We start from the raw sequence: 25,594 nt of genomic DNA on the forward strand, positions 1-25,594 counted from the left end.
GCGCGAAGGACGTGGGCGAAGGACGTGGGGCAATTTATTTAGCCACGTAAAGTATCGCACATGGCCCTGCGGCCGGACACCTGGGCGACCCGGCCGCTCAGCCGAAGTAGGCGGCGTTGAGCTCGGCCCCCTGGAGGGAGGACGGCGTGCCGGTGGCGGCGATCCGGCCGTCGCGCAGGACGATCAGCCGTTCGCTGGCCCTGGCCAGGCGGTCGCTGTTCTGCTCGACGACCATCATCGAGATGCCCTCGGCCTGGAGGGCCCGCAGGGACGCGTAGATCTTCTCGATCACGACCGGGGCGAGCCCCAGCGACGGCTCGTCCAGGAGCAGCAGTCTGGGCCGCTGGATGACGGCGCGGGCCAGGGAGAGCATCTGCTGCTCCCCGCCCGAGAGCAGGCCCGCGAGCTGCGTGCGGCGCTCCGCCAGGATCGGGAACAACTCGTAGACCAGGGCCTGCTTCTCGGCGATCGCGCGCCGCACGGCGCGCCTGCTCAGCCGCATCGCGGAGATCTGCAGATTCTCCTCGACCGTGAGCGGGCGCAGGACGCGGTGCCCCTCCGGCACGATCACGATCCCCTTGCGGACGCTGGCGGCCGTCGAGAATCCGTTCATCCGCTCGCCCTGGAAGGAGACCTTCCCCGACCGGGGCTTGAGGCCGCCGCTGAGGGCGCGCATCAGGGTCGTCTTGCCCGCGCCGTTCATCCCGACCAGGCCGAGCAGTTCGCCCTCGGCGAGGGTGAAGGAGACGTCGTGGAGTACGGGTTGGTGGTCGCCGTAGCCGGCCGTCAGGCCGGTGACGTCGAGAAGCGGCGTGCTCATCCGGGAACCCCCAGGTAGGCGGAGATGACCTCTTGCTGTGCGAAGACCTCGTCGGGCGGGCCCTCCGCGATGACCTGGCCGTGGTCCAGGACGTAGACGCGGTCGCAGGCGCTGGTGATCAGCGGAAGATTGTGGTCGACCAGGACCACCCCGAGGTCGCGGGCGCCGAGCGCGCGGACGGTCGCGGCGATCTCCTGGCGTTCGAACTCGGTGAGTCCCGCGCCGGGTTCGTCCAGCAGCAGGAACGCCGGGTCGAGCATCAGATTGCGGGCGATCTCGACCAGGCGGAGCACGCCGTACGGCTGGTCCGCGGCCAGGCTCCTGGCGCGGTCGGCGAGGGCGAGGTCGGTGAGCAGGGTCATCGCCCGGTCGCGTCCGGCCAGCGCCTGCTTGCGGGCGGCCGGGCTCAGCAGCGACTGGCGGAGCCAGCCGACCTTGCCGATGCCGTCCCCGGCGAGCATGACGTTCTCCAGCAGGGTCAGTTCGGGGATGACCTTCGGGCTCTGGAACGTCCGGCCGATGCCCGCCCGTACGAGGTTCTGCGCGGGCGTGCCGAGGATCTCGTCGTCGCCGAGGCGCACGGAGCCGGTCGCCCGGACGTCCCCGGTGATCGCGTTCAGGAGGGTGGTCTTGCCCGCGCCGTTGGGGCCGATGAGTCCGATGACCTCACCGGTCGCGAAGGAGAGCGAGACGTCGTTGACCGCGGTGTTGCCGCCGAAGGCGACCGACACTCCGCGCACCTCGACCCGTGCGTCCCGGTGCACGGCCCTGACCGAGTCCGCGAGGCGGTGGGTCACCTGGGTCACCGTCTCGGCGACGGCCAGGCCCGGTTCCCGCGGCTCCAACTCGCCGGTGGGTTCTGCCGCTTCGTCCGGCCGTCGGCGCCTGATCAGCCACGTCACGAGGTTGTCCAGACCGCCCGCGATGCCGCCGCGGGTGAGCACGACGAGCACCAGGATGCCCACGCCGTAGACCAGGTCCTGGGCCTGGCTGGTGGCCAGCGACAGCTCGTCCATCACCAGGATGGCGACGACGCCGAACACCGGGCCGAGGAAGTAGCCGCTTCCGCCGAGGATCGCGGCGAGCAGCAGCGCGACCAGGCGGGTGAAGCTGAAGGTCTCCAGGTCGATCACGAGCTGGAAGTGGGCGAAGAGCACCCCGGCGAGTCCGGCGAGGCCGCCGGAGATCGCGAAGGCGACCAGCCGCGTCGAGTCGGGCGAGACCCCCACCGAGGCGAGGACGCGCGGCCCCTCGCGCAGCGCGGTCAGTTTGCGCCGCATCGCCGACAGGTGGATGCGCAGGACGAGTTCGTACGTGAGCCACGCGAAGAACGCGGCGAGCCAGTAGTACGAGAGATAGCCGCTGATGAGCTGGTGGCCGAAGAACGTGGGCAGCGGAATCGAGTAGATGCCGATCGTGCCGCCGCTGAACTCGTGCCAGTTCACCATGACTTCGGCGAGCGCGAGCGCGAAGGCGAGCGTCTGGATGGCGAGGAACAGCTCGTTGAGCCCTCGGGTGGGAACCGCCACGAGAACGGAGAGCACGGTGGTGACCGCGACGGAGATCAGCAGCGCGGGCCAGAACGGCATTCCGAACCGGACTTCGAGATAGACGCTGGTGAAGGCCCCGACGCCGTAGGTGATGACGACCGAGAGATTGAAGATGCCCGCGTAGCCGTAGACGATGTTGAAGGCCGTCGTGAGGATGTACGCGATGACTCCGGCGGACGCCAGGTGGACGTAGTAGTCGTTGCCGCTGGCGACGAGTCCGACGATCACCAGGACCAGTGGGCCCGCGACATGTTTGGCCCAGACCGAGGTCAGTGCCTTGCGTATTCCTTCGGGTCTCTTCGGGGCGCCGCTCACCTCGCGCGGTGCGGCCTTGTCCAGTCCGATGGTGCTCATACGCGCTCAGCCGTTCCGCGGAAGGTGAACAGCCCTGTCGGCCGCACGAGCAGCACCAGGGACAGGATCACGAAGAGTGAGGTCAGGTGGTAACTGGCGGCGATGTGCTGGTCGGTGAAGGTCATCACGAAGCCGGCCACGACGGCGCCGCCCACCGCGCCGAAGAGACTTCCGAGGCCGCCGATGACGGCGCCGACCAGGCTCAGGACGAGGAGGGTGGGCGCGACGTCGACCGAGACGCTGCCGAGCGAGGCCTGGAAGATGCCGCCGATGACCAGGCAGGCGCCCGAGACCACCCAGGCGAGCAGTTCGAACCGCATCGTGCGGACGCCGTAGACCTGCGCCAGTTCGTGGTCGAAGGAGACGGCGGACAGGTGGTGCCCGATGAGCGTCCGGTCGAACAGGAACCACATCACGAGCAGCAGGAGGAGCGACAGGCCGATGACCAGCAGCCGTTGCTTGGAGGTCTCGTAACTGCCGATCGAGACCGAGCCGTGGATCCAGGGCTGCACGATCGAGGGCTCGCCGCCGAACCACGTGCGGGTCAGGAAGTTGAGCAGGAGTCCGAAGCCGAGGGTGGCGAGGGTCAGGCCGATGACCGGCACCTTCTTGCGCTGCGCGGGCACGATCGCGATCGCGTAGCAGGCGGCGCCCAGGACACCGCCGACCACGATCGTCAGGACGACGCCGAGACCGCTGTTGCCGGCCCCCCAGGAGGCGCACGCGGCACCGGCGAAGACGCAGAAGTTCCCGGCGCCGAAGTTGACGACTCCGCTCACACGGAACACCAGACTCACCGCCAGGACCAGCGGAATCAGCACCGCCGCCTGCGAGAGGCCGGTCACGACCAGCGAGATCATTGCGCACTCCCTTGTGCCCAGGAACGGTCCGCACCAGAATCTTTCACATGGCTAACTGCTATGAGACTGAGGTCGCGGATCACCCCTGTCAAGGGGTCGTCGGAAACCTTCCGCGTCGGCTCGCGTCGGCCCGCGTCGGCACTGCCGGATTTACTTAGCATGATGTAACGTTCGTCGCCCGACCACAGAGAGGGGCCCTTCATGAGCACCGAGCCGCTGCTCCGGCTGTACCACACCGGCATGATCGTGGACAGCCTCGACAAGGCGATGGCGGCCATGGGCGACGCCCTGCGCCTGGACTGGGCACCGCCGCTGACCTCGACCGTTCCGCTGGAGTGCCCCGACGGCGTCGTCGGGCGCGAGGTCCGCTTCACCTACTCGCTCCAGGGCCCGCACTTCATCGAGCTGCTGGAGCAGATCGACCCGGCGCCGTACCTCAACGTGACGGGCGGGCGCAGGGTCCACCACCTCGGCTACTACACCGACGACCTGCGCGCCGCGGCGGCGGCGCTGGAGGCCAGGGGATACCGGCGCGAGCTGAACGGCGTCGCCGAGGACGGCGGCATCGGCCGCGCCACCTTCCACTACAACCCCGAATCCCCCGGCATGTGGATCGAGTTGGTCTCGCACGAGGTGGCCGAGCAGATCGACGGCTGGATCGCCGAGGCCGCCGCCGCCAAGAACATCCCGTACGTCTCCCCGTTCGCATGAGCGGGCCGCTGACCGGACTCCACGTCCTCGACCTGTCGACGTACGTGGCGGGCCCCTCCGCGACGATGACGCTCGCCCAACTCGGCGCGGACGTCGTACGGGTGGACCCCGTCGGCGGCGCCACGGACACCCGGCGGCTGCCGCGCGGCGCGGACGGCACCAGCCTGTACTGGGCAGGGCTCAACAAGGGCAAGCGCTCGGTCGAGGCCGATCTGCGGTCGGAGTCCGGGCGCGACGTGGTGCGCGAGCTGCTGGCCGCACCGGGCGGCGGCCACGGCCTGCTGGTCACCAACGCGGTCGGCCAGTCGTGGCTGGACTACCAGGAACTGCGCCGCGTCAGGCCCGATGTCATCGTCGCCCACATCGGGGGGCGCGGCGACGGGCGTCCGGCGGTCGACTACACGATCAACTCCGAGGTGGGCCTGCCCTGGCTCACCGGGCCCGTGGACTCCTCGCTCCCGGTCAACCACGTCCTGCCCGCCTGGGACCTGCTCACCGGTCTGCACGTGGCGCTGGCCCTGCTCGCGGCGCACACCGAACGCGCCGCCACCGGTCGCGGCCGGCTCGTCGAGGTCAACCTCGCGGACGTCGCCGCCGCGACCATGGCCCACCTCGGCTTCGTCGCCGACGCGGTGGTGAACGGCGCGGGACGGCTGCGCGACGGCAACTACCTCTACGGCAGCTACGGTTGCGACTTCGCGACCGGCGACGGCCGCCGGGTCATGGTCGTCGCCCTGACCGCCAGGCACTGGGACAAGCTCGTCGGACTGACCGGCACACGTACCGTCCTCGACAGCCTTCAGCGCACGCTCGGCGTGGACTTCGGCGACGAGGCGGCGCGGTACGAGCACCGGGACCTGATCTCGGCGATCCTCGCGCCGTGGTTCTCCGCGCACACCCACACCGAGGCCGTCGCCGCGCTCGACGCCGGGCACGTCCTGTGGGGCGACTACCGGACCGTCGGCGAATTCGTCCGCGATCCGCTCGTGACCGCCAACGACCTGTTCCACCAGGTGGATCAGCCGGGCGTCGGCGTGTTCCCCGTACCGGGTCCGGTCACGCGGTCGGCCGGATGGGGGCAGGACACGCCCGCCCCCGCGCCCCGGCTCGGCGCCGACAACGACGCGGTCCTGCGCGAGTGGTCGCGGGCACCTGCCGAAGAGCCGCGGGTCGAAAGCCGCCCGATATGAGCACCGACCGGCTCTTCCTCACCTTCACGCACCTCGCCGACGCCACCCGGCACGCCGAGTACAACGCGTGGCACCAGCTCGACCACCTGCCGGAGAACGCGCTGCTCCCCGGCGTCGCCTGGGGGGACCGCTGGGTCCGCACCCCGCGGTGCGCGGCGGCCGGCCATGTCGGCGACGACGCCTACGCACCCGTCCAGTACGCCGTCGCCTACGGGTTCCGTGCCCCGCTGGAGTCCGCGCTGCGGGAGTGGACCGACCTCAACCAGCGCGCCCTGTGGTGGGGCCGCCGCCCCGAACTGCCCTGGACCGAACGACGCCCGGTCGGCTTCTTCCACCCGGTCAAGGAGTACGCGGCCCCGCGCGTCCTCGTCGCGGCGGCGGCGCTCCCGCACCGCCCGCACCGGGGCGTCCACCTCACGCTGTCCAGGACGGCCGCTCCCGCCGAGCCCGCGGGCGCGGCCCGTTTCGCCGCGCTGGACCGGGAGTTGATCCCGGCGGTGCTCGCGGTGCCCGGTGTCGCGGGCGCGGCGACGTACCGGTTCGCCGAGGGCGCGGGCGGGTTCGGGTCACCGGCCGGGAGCGCCGACGACGGTCTGACGGTGCGCGTGCTGTACCTCGACGGCGACGTCCTGGAGACAAGCGCTCGCGTCGAGGACGCGCGGCCCGACTGGATCGGGCGGGACAGCGCGCCCGGCGACGCGGAGCACGTCCTGCTGAGCACGCCGATGCTGTCAATCCGCCCGTGGGAGTGGGACTGGTTCGACGGCGGCCGGCCGCGGCTCTGACCGGCGCGCGCGGCGGCTCGGCACACAGCAGCTGACCACGACCGAGGCCGCGCAGGTGGCGGCGCAGGCGAGCGCGGCCCAGGTCAGCCCGGTCGTCGTCGCCACCCCCGCCGGTCCGTGGGCCGCGCCGATCAGCGCCGCGGTGACCGCGCTGCCCACCGCGCCGCCGACCGCCCGCAGCAGGATGTTGACGCTGGTGGCGCTGCCGGTCTCGCCCGGTTCGACCGAGTCGACGATGAGGCCGGGCAGCGTGCCGAAGGTCGCCCCCGCTCCCCAGGACGTCAGGACGACCGCGGCCACCAGCAGCGCCAGGTGCCCGTCGACCTCGATCAGCATCAGCGGCCCGAGCGCGCCGACGACGCCTCCCGAAGCCAGCGCGACCCGTCGGCCCCTGACCCGCGCCAGCGCCGTCGCGGTACGGCTGCTCAGGTAGTTGCACAGCGCGATGGGGACCATCACCACACCGATCGCGCTGAGGCTGAGCCCCGCGCCGTACCGGGTGTCGCGGGAGGCGAGACCGATGCGGGTGATGAGGACGGGCGTGTTGTACAGGCTCACGCCCATCAGCAGGCCGGTGAGGTGCGCGGCGAGGACGTCGCGCCGGGCGAAGAGCCGCAGTTGCACCAAGGGGTGGGCGGCGCGCAGTTCGAGCCGGATCCACCACAGCGACAGGCAGAGGGCCGCTGCACCGAGGACGAGCACTCCGGCGCTCGACCAGCCCCAGGAGTTGCCCTGGCTGACGGCCAGCAGCGCGCACGCCGTGGCGGCGATCAGGACCACCGCGCCCGGCACGTCCAGCGGCGCGTCGCGGCCCACCGGCACCGTTCGCGGCAGACCGGCGGCCACCGCGAGCGTGACGAGCAGCGCGAGCACCGTGGCGCCGCCGTACGCCGCCCGCAGGCCGAAGTGGTCGGCCACGAACGTCGTGAGCGGGTAGGCCGCCCCGGCGCCGAGCGCCGTGGTGATCGACAGCAGGGCGACCAGGCGGGCCGTCGCGGGACCCGAGTACAGGTCGCGGGCGCACGCGATGGTCATCGCCACCAGCGCCACCGCGACGCCCTGGAGCGCGCGTCCCGCCAGGAAGACCCCGAAGTGGGTCCCGGCGGCGGAGACCGCGCATCCGAGGGTGACCAGCGCGCACACCACGACCATCGCGGGTCTTCGCCGCCGTCCGTCGGCGAGCCGGCCGAGCAGCGGGGTCAAGGTGGCGCCGACGAGCAGGGTGATCGTGTACGACCACTGGGACGCCTCGGTGCCGACGCCGAAGGTCTGCTGGACCCGCGGCACGAGCGGGGCGCCGAGGGTGACGACCGCCGCCGAGACCAGGGCGGCGGACACCAGCAGTGCCGACAGGGCACGCCCGCGCGCCCCCGGCCCCGGCGGCCGGTCGTTCAGAGGGTCACCGTCAGCCTGTCCACCGACCGCATCTTCAGGCCCGACCACGCGGGCTCGAACCCGTCGGCCAGGCGCATGCCGGGGAACCGGTCGAGCAGGACGTTCGAGGCCATCTCCAGCTCGGACTTGGCGAGCATCGCGCCGAGGCAGAAGTGCCGCCCCGAGCCGAAGGCGAAGGTGTCACCGGCCGCGGTGAACGTCTTGGCGTGGTCGAGGTCGGGCCGGTGGAAGTCGAAGGTGTCCGGGTCGGAGAACCGGTCCTCGTCGCGGTTGGCCGAGGCCATGAGGAGCATCACCAGGGTGCCCGCGGGCAGCAGGGTGCCCTTGACCTCGACGTCCTGGGTGACCTTGCGGCCGTTCATCTGGGACGGCGGGCTGATCCGCAGGGTCTCGCTGATCGCGGGGACGACCTGCGAGCGGTCGTCCCGTACCTCCTCGAACAGCGTCCGCTCGCGCAGCAGATAGGCGAACATACTGGCCAGCGCCTTGCCGGTGGTCTCGGACCCGGCGTTGAGCAACTGCGTGACGTGGGTGAGGATTTCGAGGTCGTCCAGGCGCTCGCCGTCGATCTCGGCGGTGATCAGCCCGGAGATGAGGTCGTCGCCGAGGTGCGAGCGGCGGTCCTCGATCACGGGGGCGAGGTACTCCCAGAGTTCCTTGGTGGCCCGGCGGCCGAGTTCGTCGATCTCCGGGTCGCGGGCGAGGTTGCCGAGGAAGGCCACGTGCCTGCTGTACCAGTCGAAGAACCGGTCGTAGTCGCTGTGCGGCAGGCCGAGCATGTCGGTGATCACGTAGACCGGCAGGTAGTAGCCGAAGTCGGCCAGCAGGTCGACGGTGTCGCCCGGCCGGAAGCCGCGGGTGAGGTGCGCGGACGCCGACGCGACGGAGCGGTCCAGGATCGTCGCGACATTGCGCGCGATGACCGGCGCCCACTTCTCCAGGCCCTTGCCGCGGAAGTACGGGGTGACCAGGGCCTTCTTGCGGCTGTGTTCGGCGCCGTCCATCTGGAGCATCGAGCGGCCGAAGACGGGCTGGAGGCTGACCTCGTAGTTCTGGGTGGAGAACAGCGGGTTGCGGTAGGCGGCTCCGACGTCGGCGTGCTTGCTGATCAGGTAGCCGCGGTAGCCGTCGTCCCAGTGCACGGGGGCCTCGGCCCGCAGCCGCCGGTAGAAGGCGTCGGGGTCGGCCGCGACCTCGGAGGAGAGGAATCCGGGCAGCGTCCCAGCGGTGGTGTCGGTCATCACGACGTCGCCTCCTGCGCGATCTCGTCGAGTCGGTATCCGGGTGTGCCCCCCGTGAGCGGCATGACGGTCAGCGACAGGCCGCCGTCGACGGGCAGGTCCACGCCGGTGACATGCCCGGCGCGCGGACCCGCGAGGTAGAGCACGGCGTCGGCGATGTCCTCGGCGCGCGCGATCTTCCGCATGGGGGAGACCGCTTCGCGGTAGCGCCTGTTCGCCGCGGCGGCCGTGTCCTCCGCGTCGCCGAACGATTTACGGGTCAGGCCGGTGTCCGTCGGGCCGGGCGAGACGCAGTTGGCCCGGATTCCGTACCGGCCCCATTCCACCGCCATCTGCTGGACCATCATCTTCAGCGCCGCCTTGCTCGCGCTGTACATGCCGAGCGGCGGTGTCGGGTGCGTCGCGGAGATCGACGCGGTGGCGACGATCGCACCGCGCGACTCGCGGAGCGCCGGGAAGGCCGCCCGTGCCAGCAGGAAGGTCGCGCGGGTGTTGACGTCGAACGTGCGCTGGAAGGTCTCCAGGCTGAGGTCTTCGAGCGGGTCGGCCGAGCTGATCCCGGCGTTGCTCACGAGGGCGTCGAGGCCGCCGAAGGCGGAGACGGCCTCTTCCACCGCCTTGCCGACCGCCGCCGGGTCGCTCAGGTCGACGGCCAGCGGCAGGCATTCGGCGCCGGTCCCCCGGAGTTCGGCGGCGACCGCCTCGATGGCCCCGGCGTCGCGGTCGAGCAGCGCGAGCCGCGCCTGCCCGGCTCCTTCGCTCCCGGCCGCGCGCGCGGCCAGGGTCGCCACCGCACGTCCGATCCCACTGCCCGCGCCCGTGATGAGGTAGCGCACCGGAACCTCCCGATCATTCATTTAGCAATGTGAAATAACACGATAGGAGTGCTGCCCGCCACCGTCAAGGCACGGGATCGGCCGCCGTCACGGCATCCGATCAGCCCAGCAGTCGGACCGGCATGGCCAGTGGCGTACGCAGTGAACGGCCGCCCCAGCGCAGGTCGGCCTCGACCGGCCGCGCGCCGGGGAACCTGCGCGCGATCGTGCCGAACAGCGCCGTCGCCTCCATCCGCGCCAGACCGGCCCCCAGGCAGAAGTGCGGCCCGAGGCCGAGCGAGACGTGCGCGCGGCTGTCGGAGCGGGCGATGTCCAGCTCGTCCGGCCGCGCGAAGACCGCGGGGTCCCGGTTGGCCGCGGCGAGCACACCGATGACGGTGTCGCCCGCCTCGACCGCGACGCCGTCGACCTCCCGCCCCTCCTTCGCGACGTACGGCAGGAAGTGCGCGGGCGTGACGAAGCGCAGCAGCTCCTCCACCGCCGCCGGGACCCGCTCGGGCTCCGCGACGAGCAGGTCCCACTGGTCCGGATGGCGCAGCAGTTCGAGCAGCCCGATGGCCAGCAGATTGCTGGTCGTCTCGTGCCCCGCGAAGATCATCAGCGCCATCATGGCCATCGCCTCCTCGTGGGAGACCACGCCGCTGTCCTCCGATTCCAGCAGCGCGGCCACGAGGCCGGTCTCTGACCCGCTCGCCCGCTGGCGCGCCACGAGCACGTCGATGTACGTCATCAGGTGCCGGTACGCCTCGTCGGCCTCGACCGCCGCCCTCTCGGAGTCAGCGTTGAACTTGTTCTCGGCGATCTTCTGGGCCCACGAGTGGACCATGTCGAGGTCGTCGATCGGTATGCCCAGGAGGTCGCCGAGCACCTGGAGCGGAAGGGAGTACGCGAACTTCTTGAAGTCGGCCTCGCCGCCGCCCGCCGCCAGCGCGGTCAGATTGCGGTCCACCCGTTCGCTGACCTTGTCCTGCATCTCACGGGCCAGATTGCGCGCCGAGAACGGCGGCTGGACCGCCCGCCGCACCCGCGGGTGGTCCGGCGGGTCCATCCGCACCAACTGGTGGAACTCCTGGTCGAGGACCCGGCCGAAGGCGGCGCTGCCGTGCGGGCTGAACTCCCGCTTGGCGCGCTCGTAGCGCGCGGAGGTCTTCGTGCCCTGACGGCTGTAGAGGATGTTGTTGTCCCCGAGCAGTTGGTGCACGTGCTCGTGCCGGCTCAGGATCACCACGTCGCCCTGCTTCCAGACGGGGATCTCCTCGCGCAGCCGGTTCCAGGTGGGGTACGGGTCCGCGAGTCTGTCGCCGTCTCCGGCCAGCAGGGCGAGTACGTCGTCCCGCAGGGCGTCCGTGCCCGCGCTCGTACCGCTGCTCATGCCCGTACCTCCGCTCGGTCCCGCACCGCTGCTCGATCCCGCACCGTCGCTCATTCCCGCACCGCCGCTTGATCCCGCACCGTCGCTCACTCCCGCACCGCTACGACGAGCTTGCCGACGACGTGGCCGGTGAGCAGGTCGGCGAAGGCCGGGCCCGCGGCGGCCAGGCCGGGCGCCAGGTGGATCTCCTGGTCGAGGGCGCCCGAGGCGATCATGTCCGCGAGCGCCCGGCGCGCGTCGGCGTTCTCGGCGGCGAAGTCGGCCGCGCGGAAACCCTGGACGGTCAGCGAACGGGTCACCAGCCGGAACCAGTTGTCCAGCGGCAGCGGCGGGACCACCGCCTCGCCGATGCCGGACATCTGCCCGCACAGGGCGACGCGGCCGAGCGGTCCCAGCCGCTCGACCAGCCGTGCGGACGTCTCGCCCCACACGTTGTCGAAGACCGCGTGCAGCCCTTCGGGCGCCCAGCGGTCGACCTCGGCGGTCCAGTCCGGAGCCCGGTGGTCGACGGCGGTGATGCCGAGCCGCTTGAGGCCGTGCGCCTTGTCGGGGCCGCCCACGACGCCGAGGACGTCGGCGCCGCTCGCGGCGATGAGCTGCGCGGCGACCTGGCCCACTCCCCCGAAGGCGCCAGTCACGACGATCTTCTCGCCGCGACGCGGGCGGAGCACCCGCCGTACCCCGAAGTAGGCGGTCAGACCGGTCAGTCCGAGCAGACCGACCGCGTGGTGGAGGGCCACACCCTCCGGGGCGTCGTACCGCTCGGCGCTCGCGGCCGGGACGCGGACCGCGGTGGCCCAGGCGCCCGGCGCGGTCACCGTGTCCCCGACCTCGAACGCGTCGCTCCGGGACTCCACGACGGTGCCGACGACTCCGGCGGGCGGGACGAAACCGGCGCCCTCCGACCGGAGCCGGATCCGCTGCGAGGGATCGAGGGAGGCGTACCGGACCTCGACGAGGATCTCGCCGTCGACCGCCGGGGGCAGTTCCCGTTCGGCCACCTCGAACGAACCGGCGGTGAGGGGTTCCGCGCCGTCGTGGGTGAGCCGGGCTTCGTGTGTGGTGACCGACCCTGCCATGGGGGCCCCTTTCGGATTGCGCAATAAATTAGCATGGTTAATGGATTATCGACAGAATCCCGCCGGCTCATCGGACGACTCGTCCGCCGGCTCGTTCGTCAGCTCGTGCGGCGGCTCGTGCGGCGGCTCGTGCGTTAGCTCCTGCGGCGGCCGGGCGCCAGCTATTGCAGCGGGTTCACGGCCCGGTGGTCGCCGACCGCCGCCGCCAGGCGGGAGAGGTGGTGGCGCCGGTCGCCCAGCAGGTGCTCGATGGTGGTGAGCCGCATCGCGTAGTGCCCGACCTGGTACTCCATCGTCATGCCGATCCCGCCGTGCAACTGGATCGCCTCCTGGCCGATGTGCCGCCCGGACTCGGCGGCCCGGAGCTTGGCGCGCGACGCCGCCTCGATGCCTTCGGCCGCGCCGCTCTCCGCCTGACCGCCCTCCCGCTCCCTCTCGTCGCTTTCCGCGAGCACCATCGACGCCCACAGCACCGTGCTGCGCGCGAGTTCGAGCGAGACGTACATGTCGGAGGCGCGGAAGGTGAGGTTCTGGAAGGCGCTCAGCGGTTTCCCGAACTGGCGGCGGTCGCGCAGGTAGTCGCGGGTGATCTCCAGCGCGCGCTCCATGGCGCCGAGCGCCTCGTGGGCGTACGCCACCTGCGCGCGGGCCCGGGCGTACGCGATCACGCCGGTCGCGTCGGCGGCCGGATCGCCCAGCGGCTCGGCGGCGGTCGCGTCGAAGGTCACCCGGGCGGCGCGTCCCCCGTCGTACGTACCGAACGGGGTCCGCTCGCCCCCGGCCGTCGTGAAGAGCGCCGGTGTTCCGCCGGCGTCGGCGACCACCACGAGCAGGTCGGCACGGGCTCCGTTGAGTACGGGCGAGGCGCCGCCGTCCAGCACCCAGCGCTCGCCGTGGCGCCGGGCCGTGACGCCGGGCCCGCCGACGTACGCCGGAAGGAGGGTGCCGTCCGCGATCCCGGACACGTCGCCGCCCGCCCGCGCGAGGAGGCCGCCGCACAGGACGACGGCCTCGACGAAGGGCTCGGGGGCCAGTACGCGCCCGATCTCCTCGGCCACCACGCCGACTTCGACCGGGCCCGCGCCCATGCCGCCGGCCTCTTCCGCGAACGGCAGTCCGAGGACGCCCATCGCGGCCAGCCGGGACCACATGGTCTCGTCGTATCCCGGCTCCTCGGCCGTGGCGTCACGGCGGCCCTGGACCGTGGCGTAGGCCGTGCCCAACAGACCGCGTACGGCGTCCCGCAGGGCGCGCTGCTCGTCGGTGCGGTCGAAGTCCATGTCTCACAGCCCCAGGATCGTGCCGGCGATGATCTGTCGTTGCACCTCGTTGGAGCCGCCGTAGATGCTCGCGGCCCGCAGGTGGAGATAGGCCGCGGCGGCCGGGCGGGTCCACGGCGGCGCGCCCGCGGCCGGGTCGCCGGAGAGCCCCCGCTCGCCCGCGAGGCCGAGGACGAGTTCGGTGACGGCCTGCTGGAGTTCGGATCCGGCGAGCTTGAGGACGGACGAGGCGGGCTGCGCCTTGCCGTCCGCCGAGTCGGCGGCGACCCGGATCGAGGTCAGTTCGACCGCCAGCAGGTCGTTCTCCAGCCGCGCGAAGTCCGCCGCGAGCAGCGGATCCTCGCGCAGCCGGTCCCCGGCCCATGTCTTGGCCTGCGCCAGCAGCCACTTGGTCCCGCCCACGCCCGCGATCCCCACCCGCTCGTTGCCGAGGAGGAATTTGGCGTAGTCCCACCCGTGGTTCTCCTGGCCGACGAGGTTGTCGACGGGGACGCGCACGTCCTCGAAGAAGACCTCGTTGACCAGGCTCCCGCCGTCGATGAGCTGGATCGGCCGGACGGTGACGCCCGGCGAGGCCATGTCGATCAGGAGGAAGGAGATGCCGGCCTGCTTGCGCGGGGCGTCCGGATCAGTGCGCACCAGCGTGAAGATCCAGTCGCCGTACTGGGCGTAGGAGGTCCAGGTCTTCTGGCCGTTGACGACATAGTGCCCGCCGTCGCGTACGGCCGAGGTGCGCAGAGCGGCCAGGTCGGAACCGGCGTCGGGCTCGGAGAAGCCCTGCGACCACCAGATGTCGACGTTCCGGGTGGCCGGCAGGAAGCGCTCCTTGAGCTCCCGCGAGCCGAACGCGGCGATGACCGGGCCGACCATCGAGGCGTTGAAGGTGACCGGCGGCGGAACGCAGGCCGCCTGCATCTCCTCGTGCCAGATGTGCCGTCGCAGCGGCGTCCAGTCCCTCCCGCCCCACTCGACCGGCCAGTTGGGCACCGCGATCCCGGCCGCGTCGAGCGTCCGCATCGACTCGACCATCTGCTCCTTGGTCAACTCCTCGCGCGCCGCCACCGTCTCCCGAATGTGCCCCGGCACCCGCGTGGTGAAGAACCGCCGCAACCCGTCACGGAAGGCCGCGTCCTCGGGCGACAACCTCAGCTTCATACGGCTCCTCGAGGAATCACTTAACATCCCTAAGTAATATCCTCACCGTGGCACGCCACCCGAACCCCCGTCAAGAAGCGCGAACGCCCCGGTGCCCGGCCCAGCCGCCGAGGACCGGGACTCCGCGACCGTCAGGTGCGCCGGGATGGGCCGGTCAGGGCGGTCAGGGCCGCGCGGGCCTTGGGGGCGGCCAGGGGGCTGAAGTGGGGGTTGACGGACAGGGCTGTCGCGAGGTCGGTGCGGGCCGCCGCGGTGTCGCCGAGGGACCGTTCGATCATGCCGCGGTGGTAGCGGAACAGGGCGTTGCGGGTGCCCTGGGCGAGGGCCAGGTCGCTCTCGGCGAGGGCTTTGCGGTCGCGGCCGTTGGCGTGCAGGGCCCAGGCCAGGGCGTCGTGGGTGTCCATGAAGGGGCGGGACTCGATGCCCCGGCGGGCGATGGCGAGGGCCTGCGCGGCGTCGCCGTGGTCGGCTTCGAAGAGGGCCGCGTCGGAGTCGAGGGCGACGCCGTTGGCGGTGAAGAGCTTCTGCTCGGCGCGGAAGAGCTGGTACTGCTCGTCGGCCTGCGCGGTGCGGCCGAGGGACTGGTACAGCTCGCCGAGTTGGAGCACGTACTCGGGCTGCGGGACCCGCTGGACGGCCCGGTTGAGGTCGGCGAGGGCGGCGTCGGTCCTGCCGAGCGCGGCCTCGGCCCTGGCCTTGGCCTGGAACAGCGAGGTGTAGGTCGGCGCGACGCGCAGACCGGCGGCGGCCTCGGTCAGCTCGGTGGCCGGATCGCCGTTGTTGAAGGCGAGTTCGCCGAGGTAGTAGTGGGCGAACGCCTGGTCGGCCGGGCCCGCGGAGTCCTGGAGGGCGCGGCGCATGTCGGTTCTGGCCGTGTCGATGTCGCCGCGCAGTTCGGCGACGTACGACGCGCGCGCCAGCGAGGGCGCGCCGGGCCTGAGGTCGACCATGCGCTGTACGGCGTCGGCGGCCTCGTCGTAACGGCCGAGCTGGGTGAGGGCGTCGGCGAGGGTGCCGTACAGGGACGAGTTGTACGGATTGACGGCCACCGCCTTGCGTGACCAGGTGAGCGCCTGGCGGAAATCGTGCCGCCCGGCTTCCAGGGCGGCCATGCCGCCCATCGCGGTGAAGTTGTCCGTGGCGTCCACCGACAGCGAGCGCTTCAGGACGGCTTCCGCCTTGGGGTAGTACGTCGGGTCGGCAGTGTTCTTGGCCTGCTGGACGTAGTCGAGGCCGAGGGTGCCGAGCGCGACGGCGTCGCGCGGGCTCTGCCGCAGGTGGGCCTGGATGCCGTTGATGTCCTGGGCGAGCGGGTCCGCGCCGGCCGCCGGAGCCCCGGCCTCGCCCGTGGGACCCGCGGCGCGGTCGGCGCCCGTCACCGGCCAGGGGGCGAGGCCGAGGCCGCCGGCGAGGAAGAGGCCCACGCCGAGGACGGTGGTGACGGCGGCGGACAGCAGATGACGCCGGGGGCTCCGGCGGACGGACGTAGTCAATTCCCGCTCCGATGGGGGGTCTTGGGGGTGGCGTGGGGGGACGGGCGCGGCGGCTTCGGGTCGGCGGGCGTGGCGTAGACGACGACGTTGTCGAGATAGCCGCCGCCCTCGGGTCCCGCGTACGCGCCGCCGCAGGTGATCAGCCGCAGCGTGGGCGGACCGGCGGTCGCGTAGACCTGGTCGTCGGGGAACGCGTCCTTCTCGTACTGCCGCAGCGCCCGCACGGTGAAGTCCAGGTGGCTGTGGTCGGCGCGGTCGACGGTGATCCGGTCGCCGGGGCGCAGCGTGGACAGTCCGTAGAAGGCGGCCGGGCCGGTGAGGGAGTCGACGTGGCCGACGACGATGGCGGCGCCCGGGTCGCCGGGGCGCGGGCCGTCGCTCCACCAGCCGACTTGGCCGGGGTCCTCGGGCACGCCGAGGTGGCCGTCCTGCTGGACCTGGAGGCCGATCAGGGGGTGGTCGAGGCCGATGCCGGGGATACGGATCCGGACCGGCCGTGCGGCGGGCGCCGCGGGGGCGACGGCGGCGGCGTGGCCCCCGGCGGTCGCGGGGACCGGCAGCGTGCCGACGTCGACCTGCGTGGTCTTCGGCGGCCGGGCGGTGAGCAGCGCGCAGCCGCCCGCCGTCATCATGCCCAGACCGGCGAGGACGCCCAGCGCGGTGATCAGGCGCCAGGGCCGGGCGGGGCGGAATCTGAGGGCGCGCCGCAGCCGCCCGGCCTCCGGTGCGGAGGCCGGGCGGCCCGAGGTGGCGGGGGCGGTCACACCCGGTCGGCGCGCCTGCGGCGCAGCGCCAGGAGTCCGGCGGTGGCCAGCAGGGCACCGCCGCCCAGGGCCGTCACCGAAACGGCGGGGAAGCCGCCGTGGAACGCGGTGCCGCCGAAGCCGGCGCCCACGCCGCCGTCGGGGTGCAGCGAGTCGGCCTGGTTGACCGCGGCGGTGTTGGGCAGCGCCACGTACGGGAAGGTCGAACCGGGCTGGCGGTAGGGGGTGTCGACGGCGTCACCCGCGGCCAGCGCGGGCACGATCTTTCCGGTCTCCGCCGCGCCTTCCAGCGCCTGGAGCTCGATGTCGACGACATCGTCGTTGAGCCGCCGGCCGTTGGGGAAGCCGGCCAGGTCCTGGCCGAGGACGCCGAGCCGGTTGGGGTTGGCGGAGGGCGCGACGGCCATGTTCAGCCGCAGTTCCTCGGACGGTGTGAACTTCGCCTTGTCCACGTCGGCGTTGAGCAACTGCGAGTTGAGGTCGGCCTGGACCGGTCCGCACGCCTTGCAGATTCCGGACAGGAAGATCTCGGCGAGGTCCTTGCGCGGGGTGGCAGGCGCCGGGACGCCGTAGATGCTCTGGATGAGCTTGGGCACGATCGGGTCCAGGACCTTGTCGACGACCGGCTGCACGGTGTGGTCCTGGTCCGGGTTGAGGGTGTTGAAGGCGTCCTTGTACTTCAGCGGGACGACGACCTCGTTGACCAGCGGGTTGCCGAGGCGCGAGACCTGGTGCCAGCCCGACTCGCCGCCCTTGTCGGGCATCGGCGGACCGCCCTTGCCCTCGTCCTGCGAGTCCCCGGCGCCCGCGGTTTCCCCGGCACTCCCGGCGCCCCCGGCACCCTCCGCGCCGTGGGACGCCATGCCCTCGTCGCCCTTGCCGGACGGCGCGGCGACCGCCGCGCCCTGCCGGTCGGTGGTGGACCAGACGCCGATGACGGGGTTGCGGGTGGCGTCCCCCTTGAGCGCCAGCGCGGACTTGGGCACCTGGAGGGCGATGGTGTTGACGTTGTAACCGGCGAGCGTGTTGTGGCCGGTCTCCTTGAGGTTGCCGCCGTACAGCAGGTCGAAGACCCGCAGGTCGAGGAAGAACGGGTCGGACGCCTGCCCGGCGTAGGTCTGGCCGCCGTCGGGGAGGGCGACGGTGGCCTCCTTGCGCAGTGAGGCGTAGTCCGGCATCGACGCCTTGCCGACGTTGGAGGGGGCCGCGGGCGCGTCCTTGAGGAGCGTCTTGGTGTTGCCCTCCGCGTCGGTCACCGTCAGCGTGTACGTCTGACGGAAGTTCAAGGTGGTGTCGTCCAGCGACTTCACGACCCCGGTGTTGTACAGGAACTGGTTGGCTTCGTCCCGGTAGTGGTCGGTGAAGGACCAGGTGTACGTGGTGTCGGCCTTGCCGTCGCCGTCCGCGTCGATCTTGATGTTGTAGTGGGCGTCGTTGGCGAACGGGTAGAAGTTCGGGCCGCCGTTGGGCTCCTCGAACGGGATCCAGTTCGCCACCAGGGTCACGGTGTCGGGGTTGTCCGGGCTGGTGAAGGCGTAGACGTCGGTGTTGTCCGCCTTGGGGTCCCCGGCGATCAGCGGCGCCTCGCGGTGGCTGGAGGCGGAGCTGACACCGGGCGTCAGACCGGTCAGGACGACGGAGGACACCAGGGCCAGCAGGCCGGCGGTGGCGAGTGAGCGTTCGGCGGCGCGGGCCGCCGTGCGGCGGGGCGGGTGGGAAGACTGCATGGACCATCCGTTTCCAGGCGGGGCCGCCGCCCCCCGGCTGGGGGCGGGACGGCGCAGAGCGGGGACGACTCAGCCCTGAACGGAACCTCGATGACCGCGCCGTACGGTGACGGCGACGGCACCGAGCAAGTCCGATATGAGGCTTAAGCTACGCATAAAGCACCACGCGCCGAGGGGGCCTGCAACGCGCCAGGTCCGAAATGCGGCAGAAGGGTTCTCGCTGTGGGCCACCACGGTCAACAAACCTGGATCCGCCGGTACTCGGGCCAGGGGCGGCGGTGGTGACGGGGCGACAGCGGGCTCAGGAGCCGGGGCTGCCTCCCTCCGCGCCCGGCCCTGTGCGCCACCCCGGTGGCAGCGGTGAGCCGCCCGAGTGAGTGCGCGCCCGTGACAGGTGCGGGGTCGGCCCATCGGGTACGCGCGCGGCCCCGCCCGCGCCGCCGGGGCCGGGATTCGGCCTCCCCGTAGGCCCCGCGCCGGGCCTCCCCACAGGCCCGCGCCGGGCCTCTGCTTGCCCCGTTGGGGGATGCCCTGGTAGGACTGTGACGCGCCGTCACCGTCACATGTTCGATAACGCGGGGGTTCATGTGGTCGCCACGGCCTTCACGTCGTCGTCGCGACGACGCCCGGGAGTCCCGGGACCGGCCCGACGGCGGCTCCCCACGGTGGTACGGCAGGCCACGCAGCACGGGCTGGTGCTGGCCGCCGTCGCCGTGACCGTCCTGCTGTGCGCGACGGCGCTGGCCGCACTGGCGGCGCTGGCCGGGAGTTCGGTACAGGCGGGCGCCGTACGGCGGTTGGCCGCCGACCTCGACGCGCAGGTGACCGTCAACGCGCCCTTCCGCGCCGAAGGCATGGCCGTCGCCGACCGGGATGTACGGGCCGCCGCCGACCGGACGTTCGCCGGGGTGCCGCAGCACACCTATGTGGGGCTGCTGGGTTCTTCACCGGTCTCGGTGACGGGGATCGACGGGGTCACGGGCCCGCCGCGCGGCCCCGGGGGAACCGGATTGCACCCGGTCGCCGTCCAGGACGCGGGCAGATTCGGGCAGTTGGTCGCCGGACGGTGGCCGGCCGGCACAGCGGACGCGACGGCGGACGCCTTCACCTCGCTGCCCGACGTACGGATCGCCGCCGGGTCCACCGCCCCGGTCGACGCGGCGCTGCCGGACGCGCTGGCCAGGCGGCTGGGAGTCACCGCCGGTTCCCGGCTCCAGGTGCGCGACGGCTTCAGGCACTCCATGACGCTGCGGATCACCGGCGTCTTCCGGCCGACCGGCCCCGTCGGATTCTGGCCCGCGATGGCCGGCGACGTGACGGCGGACGAGACCGCCAGCCAGGACCTGCTCGTGGTCTCGGCGTCGGCTCTCAACGGGAGCGTCGTCCTGAACAGCCATCTGACGGCCCACTGGAGTATGCAGCCGGACTTCGCCCGGATCGACGCCGACAGCCTCCCCGGACTGCACGACCGGATGCGCGCCTTCTCCGGCAGCGCGAGCCGCGTGTCGGTGTTCGGCGGACGGCAGCCCGCTCTGGACGACCTGACGGTGGCCTCGGGGCTGCCGGGCGCGATCGACGGCCTGGCGGTGCCGATGGTGGCGGCCCGGTCCTCGCTGTACCTGCCGAGCGTGCTGCTGGCGGTCCTCGCCCTGGCCACCCTGGTACTGGCCGCCCGCCAGCTCACCGAGCACCGGCGCGACGAACTGGCACTCCAGCAGGCCAGGGGCGCGGGCACCCCGCGACTGCTGCGCGCGGCGGCGGCCGAGTGGGCGGTCACCGGCGTTCCGGCCGCGGCCGTCGCGCCGTTTCTGGCCGGGCTGCTGCGCCCGGGCAGCCGGGGAACCGCCGCGTGGGCGGCGGTTGGCCTGACCCTGCTGGTGCACGCGGCGGCGGTGCTGCTGCCCGTCCTGCGCTCGACGCGGTCCCGGCCGGCCCGCGGTGTACGCGCCGCCGCCCAGCGGCTGGGCGCCGACCTGGCGCTGCTGGCCGTCGCGGCCCTGGGCTATCTGGAGCTGCGGCGGCACCATTCGCTGATCGCCGACGTCGGCACGGGCGGCGCGGGCGCGGACCCGGTGCTGGTCCTGGTGCCCGCCCTGGTGGCCGGGGCCGCCGCCCTCCTGCTGCTGCGCCTGCTGCCGCTGACCTCCCTGCTCCTGGACGCGTTCGGCCGTCGCAGCCGGGGCCTGGCCCTCGCGCTGGCGGGCTGGCAGTTGAGCCGCCGGGCCGCGCGCAACGCGGGACCGGTCGTCCTGATGTGCCTGGCCGTGTCCGTGAGCGCCTTCGCGACCACCGCGCTGGCCTGTCTGGGCGGACTGGCGTCCGAGCAGGCCGCGTTCACCGTCGGCGCGGACGTACGCGTCCAGCCGTCGGCGGACGGCGGCTACCCCTCGTCCGTACTGGGCGCCGCCTATCGCGCGCTGCCCGCGGTGACCGCCGTGACCCCGGTGACGCAGTCGACGGTGAACCTGCCGGGCGACGCCACCGAGGGCCTGGTCGGCACGGTCGGCGGGCCCGCTCCCCCCACCCCGTCACCGGTCGTCTTCGGGGTGCCGCTCCCCGGCCGTCCGACCGCGCTGCTGCTGGACGAGCGGCTGCGCAGCGACGGCAGCCGCGCGGCGCCGAATCTGGAGTTGACCGTGCAGGACGCGTCCGGCCTCGTCAGTACGCTGGCGACCCGCCTGCCCGCCGCCGACGGCGCCCGGCACACCGTCGTGGTCCCCCTCGACGTGGCGCTGAGCGACGGCCACCCGCGGGCGTATCCGCTGACGGTGACCGCTGTGAACGTCCTGCCGCAGCCGAACGCGCGGCCCGCGCGGCTCGACCTGGAGCTGATCCGGGTCGGCGCGCGGGGCAGCGCGGACACGTGGGTCACCGGCCTTCCCGGCGGCCAGGTCTGGGCCGACGGTACGACCCACGCCTCCGACGCCACCGCCGGGGCCTGCGAAGGCAAACCGGCGGGCGACTACAGTCCGGGCACTCCCGGGGTGTGCGCGATCGCCCCCGGCCGCTCCGAGGTGCTCAGGACCACCGTCAGCACCGGCGTCAGGGCCTCGACCGCGACCGGAGACGCCTTCGGCGGCCTGGCCGACAGCGACTACGAGACCCGGCCCGGCAGCCAGGTGCGCCTCGTGGCGGGCCCGGCCGACCGTCCTGCGCCGCTCCCGGTACGCGCCGACGCCGCCGCCATGCGCGACACGCGCCTGAGCGTGGGCAGCACCACCACACTGGATCTGGGCGGCGGCCGGATCACCGCGACGATCGTGGGCCTGGTCGACTCGCTGCCGGGACTGGGCCGCGGGCAGGGGCATCTGATCGCCGATCAGCGCCAACTCGCCGCCGCGATGACCGTGGCCGGAGTCGACCAGGAAGATCCCGCGTTCTGGTGGATCAGCAGCACCGACAGCGCGCGTACGGCCGCTGCCGCCGAGGCGCGGCCCGCGCTGGGCCGGGTCACGACAGCGGAACGGACCGCGGCGGCGCTGCGCGACGACCCGTTCCGCGCCGGGCTGCGCCGGGTGCTCGAACTCGTCCGCTACCTGGCCCCCGCTTTCGCGGTCATCGCCTTCACCGTGCACGCGGTGGTCTCCACCCGGCAGCGCCGCAAGGAATTCGCGCTGCTGCGGGCGATCGGCGTCCGGTCCACCGGCCTGTACGCGCTGTTGGGCGCCGAGCAGCTGAGTCTGGCGCTGTTCGCGGTGGTGCCGGGCGCGCTGATGGGCATGGCCCTGGCCTCGGCGGTGCTGCCGCTGGTCACCGTGGACGACAGCGGCCACGCCCCGTATCCCCCGTTGCCGAACGTCACTCCGTGGGGCACCGTGACGCTGACGGCGGTGGCGACCGCTGTGGCCATCAGCGCGATCGTGCTGGCGCTCGCCCGGCTGCTGGCCCGGGTGGACCTCGTACGCGTGCTGCGAGCGGGTGAGGACCGATGAGCCGGGCCGGACGCGACCGCGCGGGACGGCGGACACCAGCCGAGGGAACGGGCGCGGGGGACAACGGACGTGGGGCAACGGACGGGGCGGAGACGCGAGCCGAACGAACGGGCATGACCGGAAAGGGACGTGGGGCAACGGGCACGACAGAGACGGGATCGGCGGGAGCGGACACGGCGGTGAGGCGGCCGGGCGGTACGGGCGCCTCGGTGACACTGCGCCTGATACGTCAGGAGACCCGCGGCGACCTCCCGCTGCTGGTCTGCCTGACGGTCATGGTGATCGTGTTGACGGCGCTGTGCGCCTGGGCCCCGGCCGTCGTGGGCCGCCAGGAGGACCGGGCGCTGCGGCAGCGCGTCGCGGCGGCGCAGGCCGAGGCACCGCTGATCAGCGTCAGCGCCACTCCGGAGGTCTTCGACACCGACCCGCCCGCGGTGGACATGGCCAGCCTGCTGGGCGCGGGAAGCACCTTCACCGAGCAGCTCAGCGGCACCGGCGCGCGCCGCCTGACCGCCGTCGGCGGCGGTTACGACTACAACCCGGCGTCCCTGGTCGCACCGCCGCCTCCCGGCCCCGCGAACACCGCTACCAAGCTGGCGCTCAGCTACCTGCCGTCCGCGCGGGCCCATCTGCGCTACGTCAGCGGCCGCGCCCCGGCCGACCGCACACCGCTGGGCACCGCGCCCCAGATCGGGTTGTCGCAGGCCACGGCGCGGGCCCTGGGCGTCACGACCGGGAGCCGACTGACGCTGGAATTCGCCAGGACGCCCGCGGTGGGGAACGCGCCGCCCCAGGTCGACCTGCTGGTCAGCGGGGTCTACCGCACCACGGCCGCGGCCGACGGCTTCTGGGCCGGGCGGGCGTCGTTGGACCAGCCGACGCGCTACCCGGCGGAGCGCTCCGCCGGCACGGTGCTCGCCGTCAGCGGCCTCGTCGGCCTCGACGCCGCCGACCTGCTCGCAGGGGCCGGGGTCGTCGGTCCCCGGGTGACCTGGCAGTTGCGGGCCGACCTGTCGGGAGCGGCGCTCGACCAGGCCCGCGCGCTGGCCGGGCCGCTGTCCCACTACGGCGCGGACCTGAGTGCCGCCCTGTGCCAGGGAACCGACTGGATCTCCGGCGACATCAGCTGCCACGTACGCGGTCAGGCCACCGGGTCCCTGCTGGTGACCGACTTCCTGACGCCGCTGCTCGCCGAGTTCACCGCTCAGGACCATCAGGCCAGGGCGCTGGCGATGTACGCCGTCGACGCGCTGGCCGCGGTCGCGCTGGCCACCGTGGCCGTCGCCGTACGGCTGTTGCTGCGCCGACGGCGGGCGCACCTGCGGTTGCAGCGCGCGCGGGGCGCGTCCACCGCGCGGCTGGTGCTGCTGCGCTGCGCCGTGGCCTGGCCGGTGGTGCTGATCGGCGCTGCGCTCGGCTGGGCGGCCGGTCGGGCCCTGGCTCCCGGCGGCACGTCAGGATCGCCGCAGCCGGTGCCCGCCGCGCTCGCCGCCGCGGTCGTGATGGTGACGGTGCCGCTGATGACGTGGCTCGCGGTCCGCGAGCCGCGCAGGCCCGGCCGACCGCGGCGCTCGCGCCGCCGCGCTGTCACCGGCCGCCGCGTGGTCCTGGAGCTGACGGTGCTGCTCGCGACGGCGGCGGGCGTGGTCGCGCTGCGTTCGCAGGGGCCCGACGGGATTCTGGGCGCGGTGCCGGTGCTGGTGGCGCTGGCCGTCGTGCTGCTCCTGCTGCGGATCTCCCCGCTCGCGCTGCGCGTGGTGCTGCGGCGGACCCGGCGCGCCCGGGGAGCGGTCGGCTTCATCGGGGCGGCACGGGCCGCCCACGACGCCCCGGCGACCGGGCTGGCGCTGTTCGTCCTGGTCCTGACCTTGGGGACGGCCGTGTTCGGCGGCCTCGTACAGCGCACGATCGGCGACGGCCTGGCCGCGGGCGCGGACTGGACCACCGGCGCGGACGCGAGCGCGATCGTGGCCGGGACCGCGAACGGGGCCACGACCGGGACCGCCGCGCCGGGGACCGGCGCAGGCGAGGGCATACGGACCGTCGTCCAGCATCTGCACACCCTCGACCTGGTGGGACAGGTCGACGGCGCGCTGATCACGCAGGTCGCCGTGATCACGGTGGACCCCCGGCAACTGGCGGCCGTCGCACCGAAGTCGCCGCTGGCCACCGCCCTGCTGTCCGGGCTGGCCACCCCGGCGGGAACCCGGATCGACGCGCGCGTCCCGCTGCCGTCCTTCCTCTCGCCCGACCTGCGGGCACGCGAGCGCAACGGCGGCTTCACCTCCAGCGTCTCGATCCTCGGGCGGCGCCCGGTGGACCTGGTTCTCACGCCGGTCGGCACCCTCACCGGCGCGGACCTGCACGACCCTCTCCTCGGGCCGGTCACGGCGCGGATTCCCGCCGGGACGCCGCTGCTGATCACCACGGCGGGCGCCGAGCACCTGATGCCCGAGCAGTCCTCGGGGAGCACCGTCATGCTGCTCAAGGGCGGCGCTCCCGACGGGACCGCCCCCGCCACGCCCGCCGCGCTGCGGTCGGCGGCGGCCCAGACGCTCGGGCCGCTGGCCCGGATCCGCGTCCGCTCCGAAACGCTGAGCGCCCTGCGCGCGGACGGGCTGACGCGGGGCCTCGACACGGCCTACGCCGTCACGTCGATCCTGGCCGCGCTGGCCGGCCTGCTCACGCTCGCCCTGGAACTGACCCTCACCGCGCACGAGCGCGGTCGCACCGCCTCGTTCCTGCGCACGCTCGGGCTCGGCGGCAAGGAGGCCGGGGCGCTGCACTTCCTGCAACTGCTGCCGCTGGCGGTCGCCTCCGCGGTGGGCGGCACGCTGCTCGGGCTGCTCGAACCGCGGCTCATGGCACCGGCGTTGGACCTGCGGCAGTTCACCGGCGGCCCGGCCCAACCGGCCCTGCGCACCGACTACTCGCTGACGCTCGCCCTCGTCGTCGCCGTGACCGCGCTGATCCTGGTCGCCGCCGCGGCCGAGACCGTCCTCGCGCGTCGGCGGCGACTGGGGGCCGTGCTGCGGCTCACGTGAACGGCC

Annotated in this window: 18 protein-coding genes; 5 read left to right on the forward strand and 13 right to left on the reverse strand. The window is 73.0% G+C overall.

Annotated features, from left to right (window positions below):
* Nucleotides 1-97: 97 nt before the first annotated feature.
* From ACIOC1_RS25015 to ACIOC1_RS25025, 3 genes are read right to left on the reverse strand one after another with little or no spacing between them, the layout of a single operon-like run.
* The gene (locus tag ACIOC1_RS25015) at nt 98-820 is read right to left on the reverse strand and encodes an ABC transporter ATP-binding protein (RefSeq protein WP_401856402.1); all 723 of its coding nucleotides are present in this window, start codon (nt 818-820) and stop codon (nt 98-100) included.
* Complete coding sequence (locus ACIOC1_RS25020) at nt 817-2,724, reverse strand: ATP-binding cassette domain-containing protein (protein ID WP_401856403.1); 1,908 nt, start codon at nt 2,722-2,724, stop codon at nt 817-819. The genes ACIOC1_RS25015 and ACIOC1_RS25020 overlap by 4 nt, the downstream gene beginning before the upstream one ends.
* A complete protein-coding gene (locus tag ACIOC1_RS25025) occupies nt 2,721-3,584 on the reverse strand; it encodes a branched-chain amino acid ABC transporter permease (protein WP_355342471.1) in 864 nt (287 codons plus the stop codon). Before ACIOC1_RS25025 ends, ACIOC1_RS25020 begins: the two co-directional genes overlap by 4 nt.
* Nucleotides 3,585-3,785: 201 nt before the next feature.
* Here ACIOC1_RS25025 and ACIOC1_RS25030 point away from each other — a divergent pair, with 201 nt between their 5' ends.
* Genes ACIOC1_RS25030 through ACIOC1_RS25040 form a run of 3 tightly spaced genes read left to right on the forward strand, consistent with a single transcriptional unit; the run spans nt 3,786 to nt 6,270 of the window.
* Nucleotides 3,786-4,295, forward strand: a complete 510-nt coding sequence (locus ACIOC1_RS25030) for a VOC family protein (protein WP_188284259.1) — start codon at nt 3,786-3,788, stop codon at nt 4,293-4,295.
* Complete coding sequence (locus tag ACIOC1_RS25035; protein ID WP_401856404.1) at nt 4,292-5,485, forward strand: CoA transferase; 1,194 nt, start codon at nt 4,292-4,294, stop codon at nt 5,483-5,485. Before ACIOC1_RS25030 ends, ACIOC1_RS25035 begins: the two co-directional genes overlap by 4 nt.
* Complete coding sequence (locus ACIOC1_RS25040) at nt 5,482-6,270, forward strand: hypothetical protein (RefSeq protein ID WP_401856405.1); 789 nt, start codon at nt 5,482-5,484, stop codon at nt 6,268-6,270. Before ACIOC1_RS25035 ends, ACIOC1_RS25040 begins: the two co-directional genes overlap by 4 nt.
* Here ACIOC1_RS25040 and ACIOC1_RS25045 read toward each other — a convergent pair.
* The 10 genes from ACIOC1_RS25045 to ACIOC1_RS25090 all read right to left on the reverse strand — a co-directional run bounded on the left by ACIOC1_RS25045 (nt 6,217) and on the right by ACIOC1_RS25090 (nt 18,612).
* Nucleotides 6,217-7,608 (reverse strand): MFS transporter, encoded by a 1,392-nt coding sequence (locus ACIOC1_RS25045; protein ID WP_401856406.1) that lies wholly within the window; start codon nt 7,606-7,608, stop codon nt 6,217-6,219. The genes ACIOC1_RS25040 and ACIOC1_RS25045 overlap by 54 nt on opposite strands.
* A gap of 53 nt (nt 7,609-7,661) precedes the next feature.
* Nucleotides 7,662-8,906 (reverse strand): cytochrome P450, encoded by a 1,245-nt coding sequence (locus tag ACIOC1_RS25050; RefSeq protein WP_401856407.1) that lies wholly within the window; start codon nt 8,904-8,906, stop codon nt 7,662-7,664.
* A complete protein-coding gene (locus ACIOC1_RS25055) occupies nt 8,906-9,763 on the reverse strand; it encodes an SDR family NAD(P)-dependent oxidoreductase (RefSeq protein ID WP_401856408.1) in 858 nt (285 codons plus the stop codon). The genes ACIOC1_RS25050 and ACIOC1_RS25055 overlap by 1 nt, the downstream gene beginning before the upstream one ends.
* A gap of 79 nt (nt 9,764-9,842) precedes the next feature.
* The gene (locus ACIOC1_RS25060) at nt 9,843-11,114 is read right to left on the reverse strand and encodes a cytochrome P450 (RefSeq protein WP_401856409.1); all 1,272 of its coding nucleotides are present in this window, start codon (nt 11,112-11,114) and stop codon (nt 9,843-9,845) included.
* An 86-nt stretch (nt 11,115-11,200) separates the two neighbouring features.
* Entirely contained in the window at nt 11,201-12,193 is a 993-nt protein-coding gene (locus ACIOC1_RS25065) for a zinc-binding dehydrogenase (protein ID WP_401856410.1), read from the reverse strand.
* Nucleotides 12,194-12,354: 161 nt separating this feature from the next.
* A complete protein-coding gene (locus ACIOC1_RS25070; protein WP_401856411.1) occupies nt 12,355-13,473 on the reverse strand; it encodes an acyl-CoA dehydrogenase family protein in 1,119 nt (372 codons plus the stop codon).
* A gap of 3 nt (nt 13,474-13,476) precedes the next feature.
* On the reverse strand, nt 13,477-14,628 hold the full coding sequence (locus tag ACIOC1_RS25075; protein WP_401856412.1) for an acyl-CoA dehydrogenase family protein: 1,152 nt from the start codon (nt 14,626-14,628) through the stop codon (nt 13,477-13,479).
* Between the two features lie 131 nt (nt 14,629-14,759).
* Nucleotides 14,760-16,121: a tetratricopeptide repeat protein gene (locus tag ACIOC1_RS25080; RefSeq protein WP_401856413.1), complete on the reverse strand. Its 1,362-nt coding sequence runs from the start codon at nt 16,119-16,121 to the stop codon at nt 14,760-14,762.
* Entirely contained in the window at nt 16,118-16,885 is a 768-nt protein-coding gene (locus ACIOC1_RS25085) for a class F sortase (protein ID WP_401856414.1), read from the reverse strand. The genes ACIOC1_RS25080 and ACIOC1_RS25085 overlap by 4 nt, the downstream gene beginning before the upstream one ends.
* The gene (locus tag ACIOC1_RS25090; RefSeq protein WP_401856415.1) at nt 16,882-18,612 is read right to left on the reverse strand and encodes a DUF4331 domain-containing protein; all 1,731 of its coding nucleotides are present in this window, start codon (nt 18,610-18,612) and stop codon (nt 16,882-16,884) included. The genes ACIOC1_RS25085 and ACIOC1_RS25090 overlap by 4 nt, the downstream gene beginning before the upstream one ends.
* Nucleotides 18,613-19,277: 665 nt before the next feature.
* Here ACIOC1_RS25090 and ACIOC1_RS25095 point away from each other — a divergent pair.
* Together ACIOC1_RS25095 and ACIOC1_RS25100 are read left to right on the forward strand one after the other, a co-directional pair.
* Nucleotides 19,278-22,544: an FtsX-like permease family protein gene (locus ACIOC1_RS25095; protein ID WP_401856416.1), complete on the forward strand. Its 3,267-nt coding sequence runs from the start codon at nt 19,278-19,280 to the stop codon at nt 22,542-22,544.
* A 209-nt stretch (nt 22,545-22,753) separates the two neighbouring features.
* Nucleotides 22,754-25,588 carry a hypothetical protein gene (locus ACIOC1_RS25100; protein WP_401856417.1) on the forward strand — a complete coding sequence of 945 codons (2,835 nt, stop codon included), beginning with the start codon at nt 22,754-22,756 and terminating at the stop codon, nt 25,586-25,588.
* The last annotated feature ends 6 nt before the right edge of the window (nt 25,589-25,594 follow it).

This window comes from Streptomyces sp. NPDC088197, from assembly GCF_044741185.1.
Lineage (GTDB): Bacteria > Actinomycetota > Actinomycetes > Streptomycetales > Streptomycetaceae > Actinacidiphila.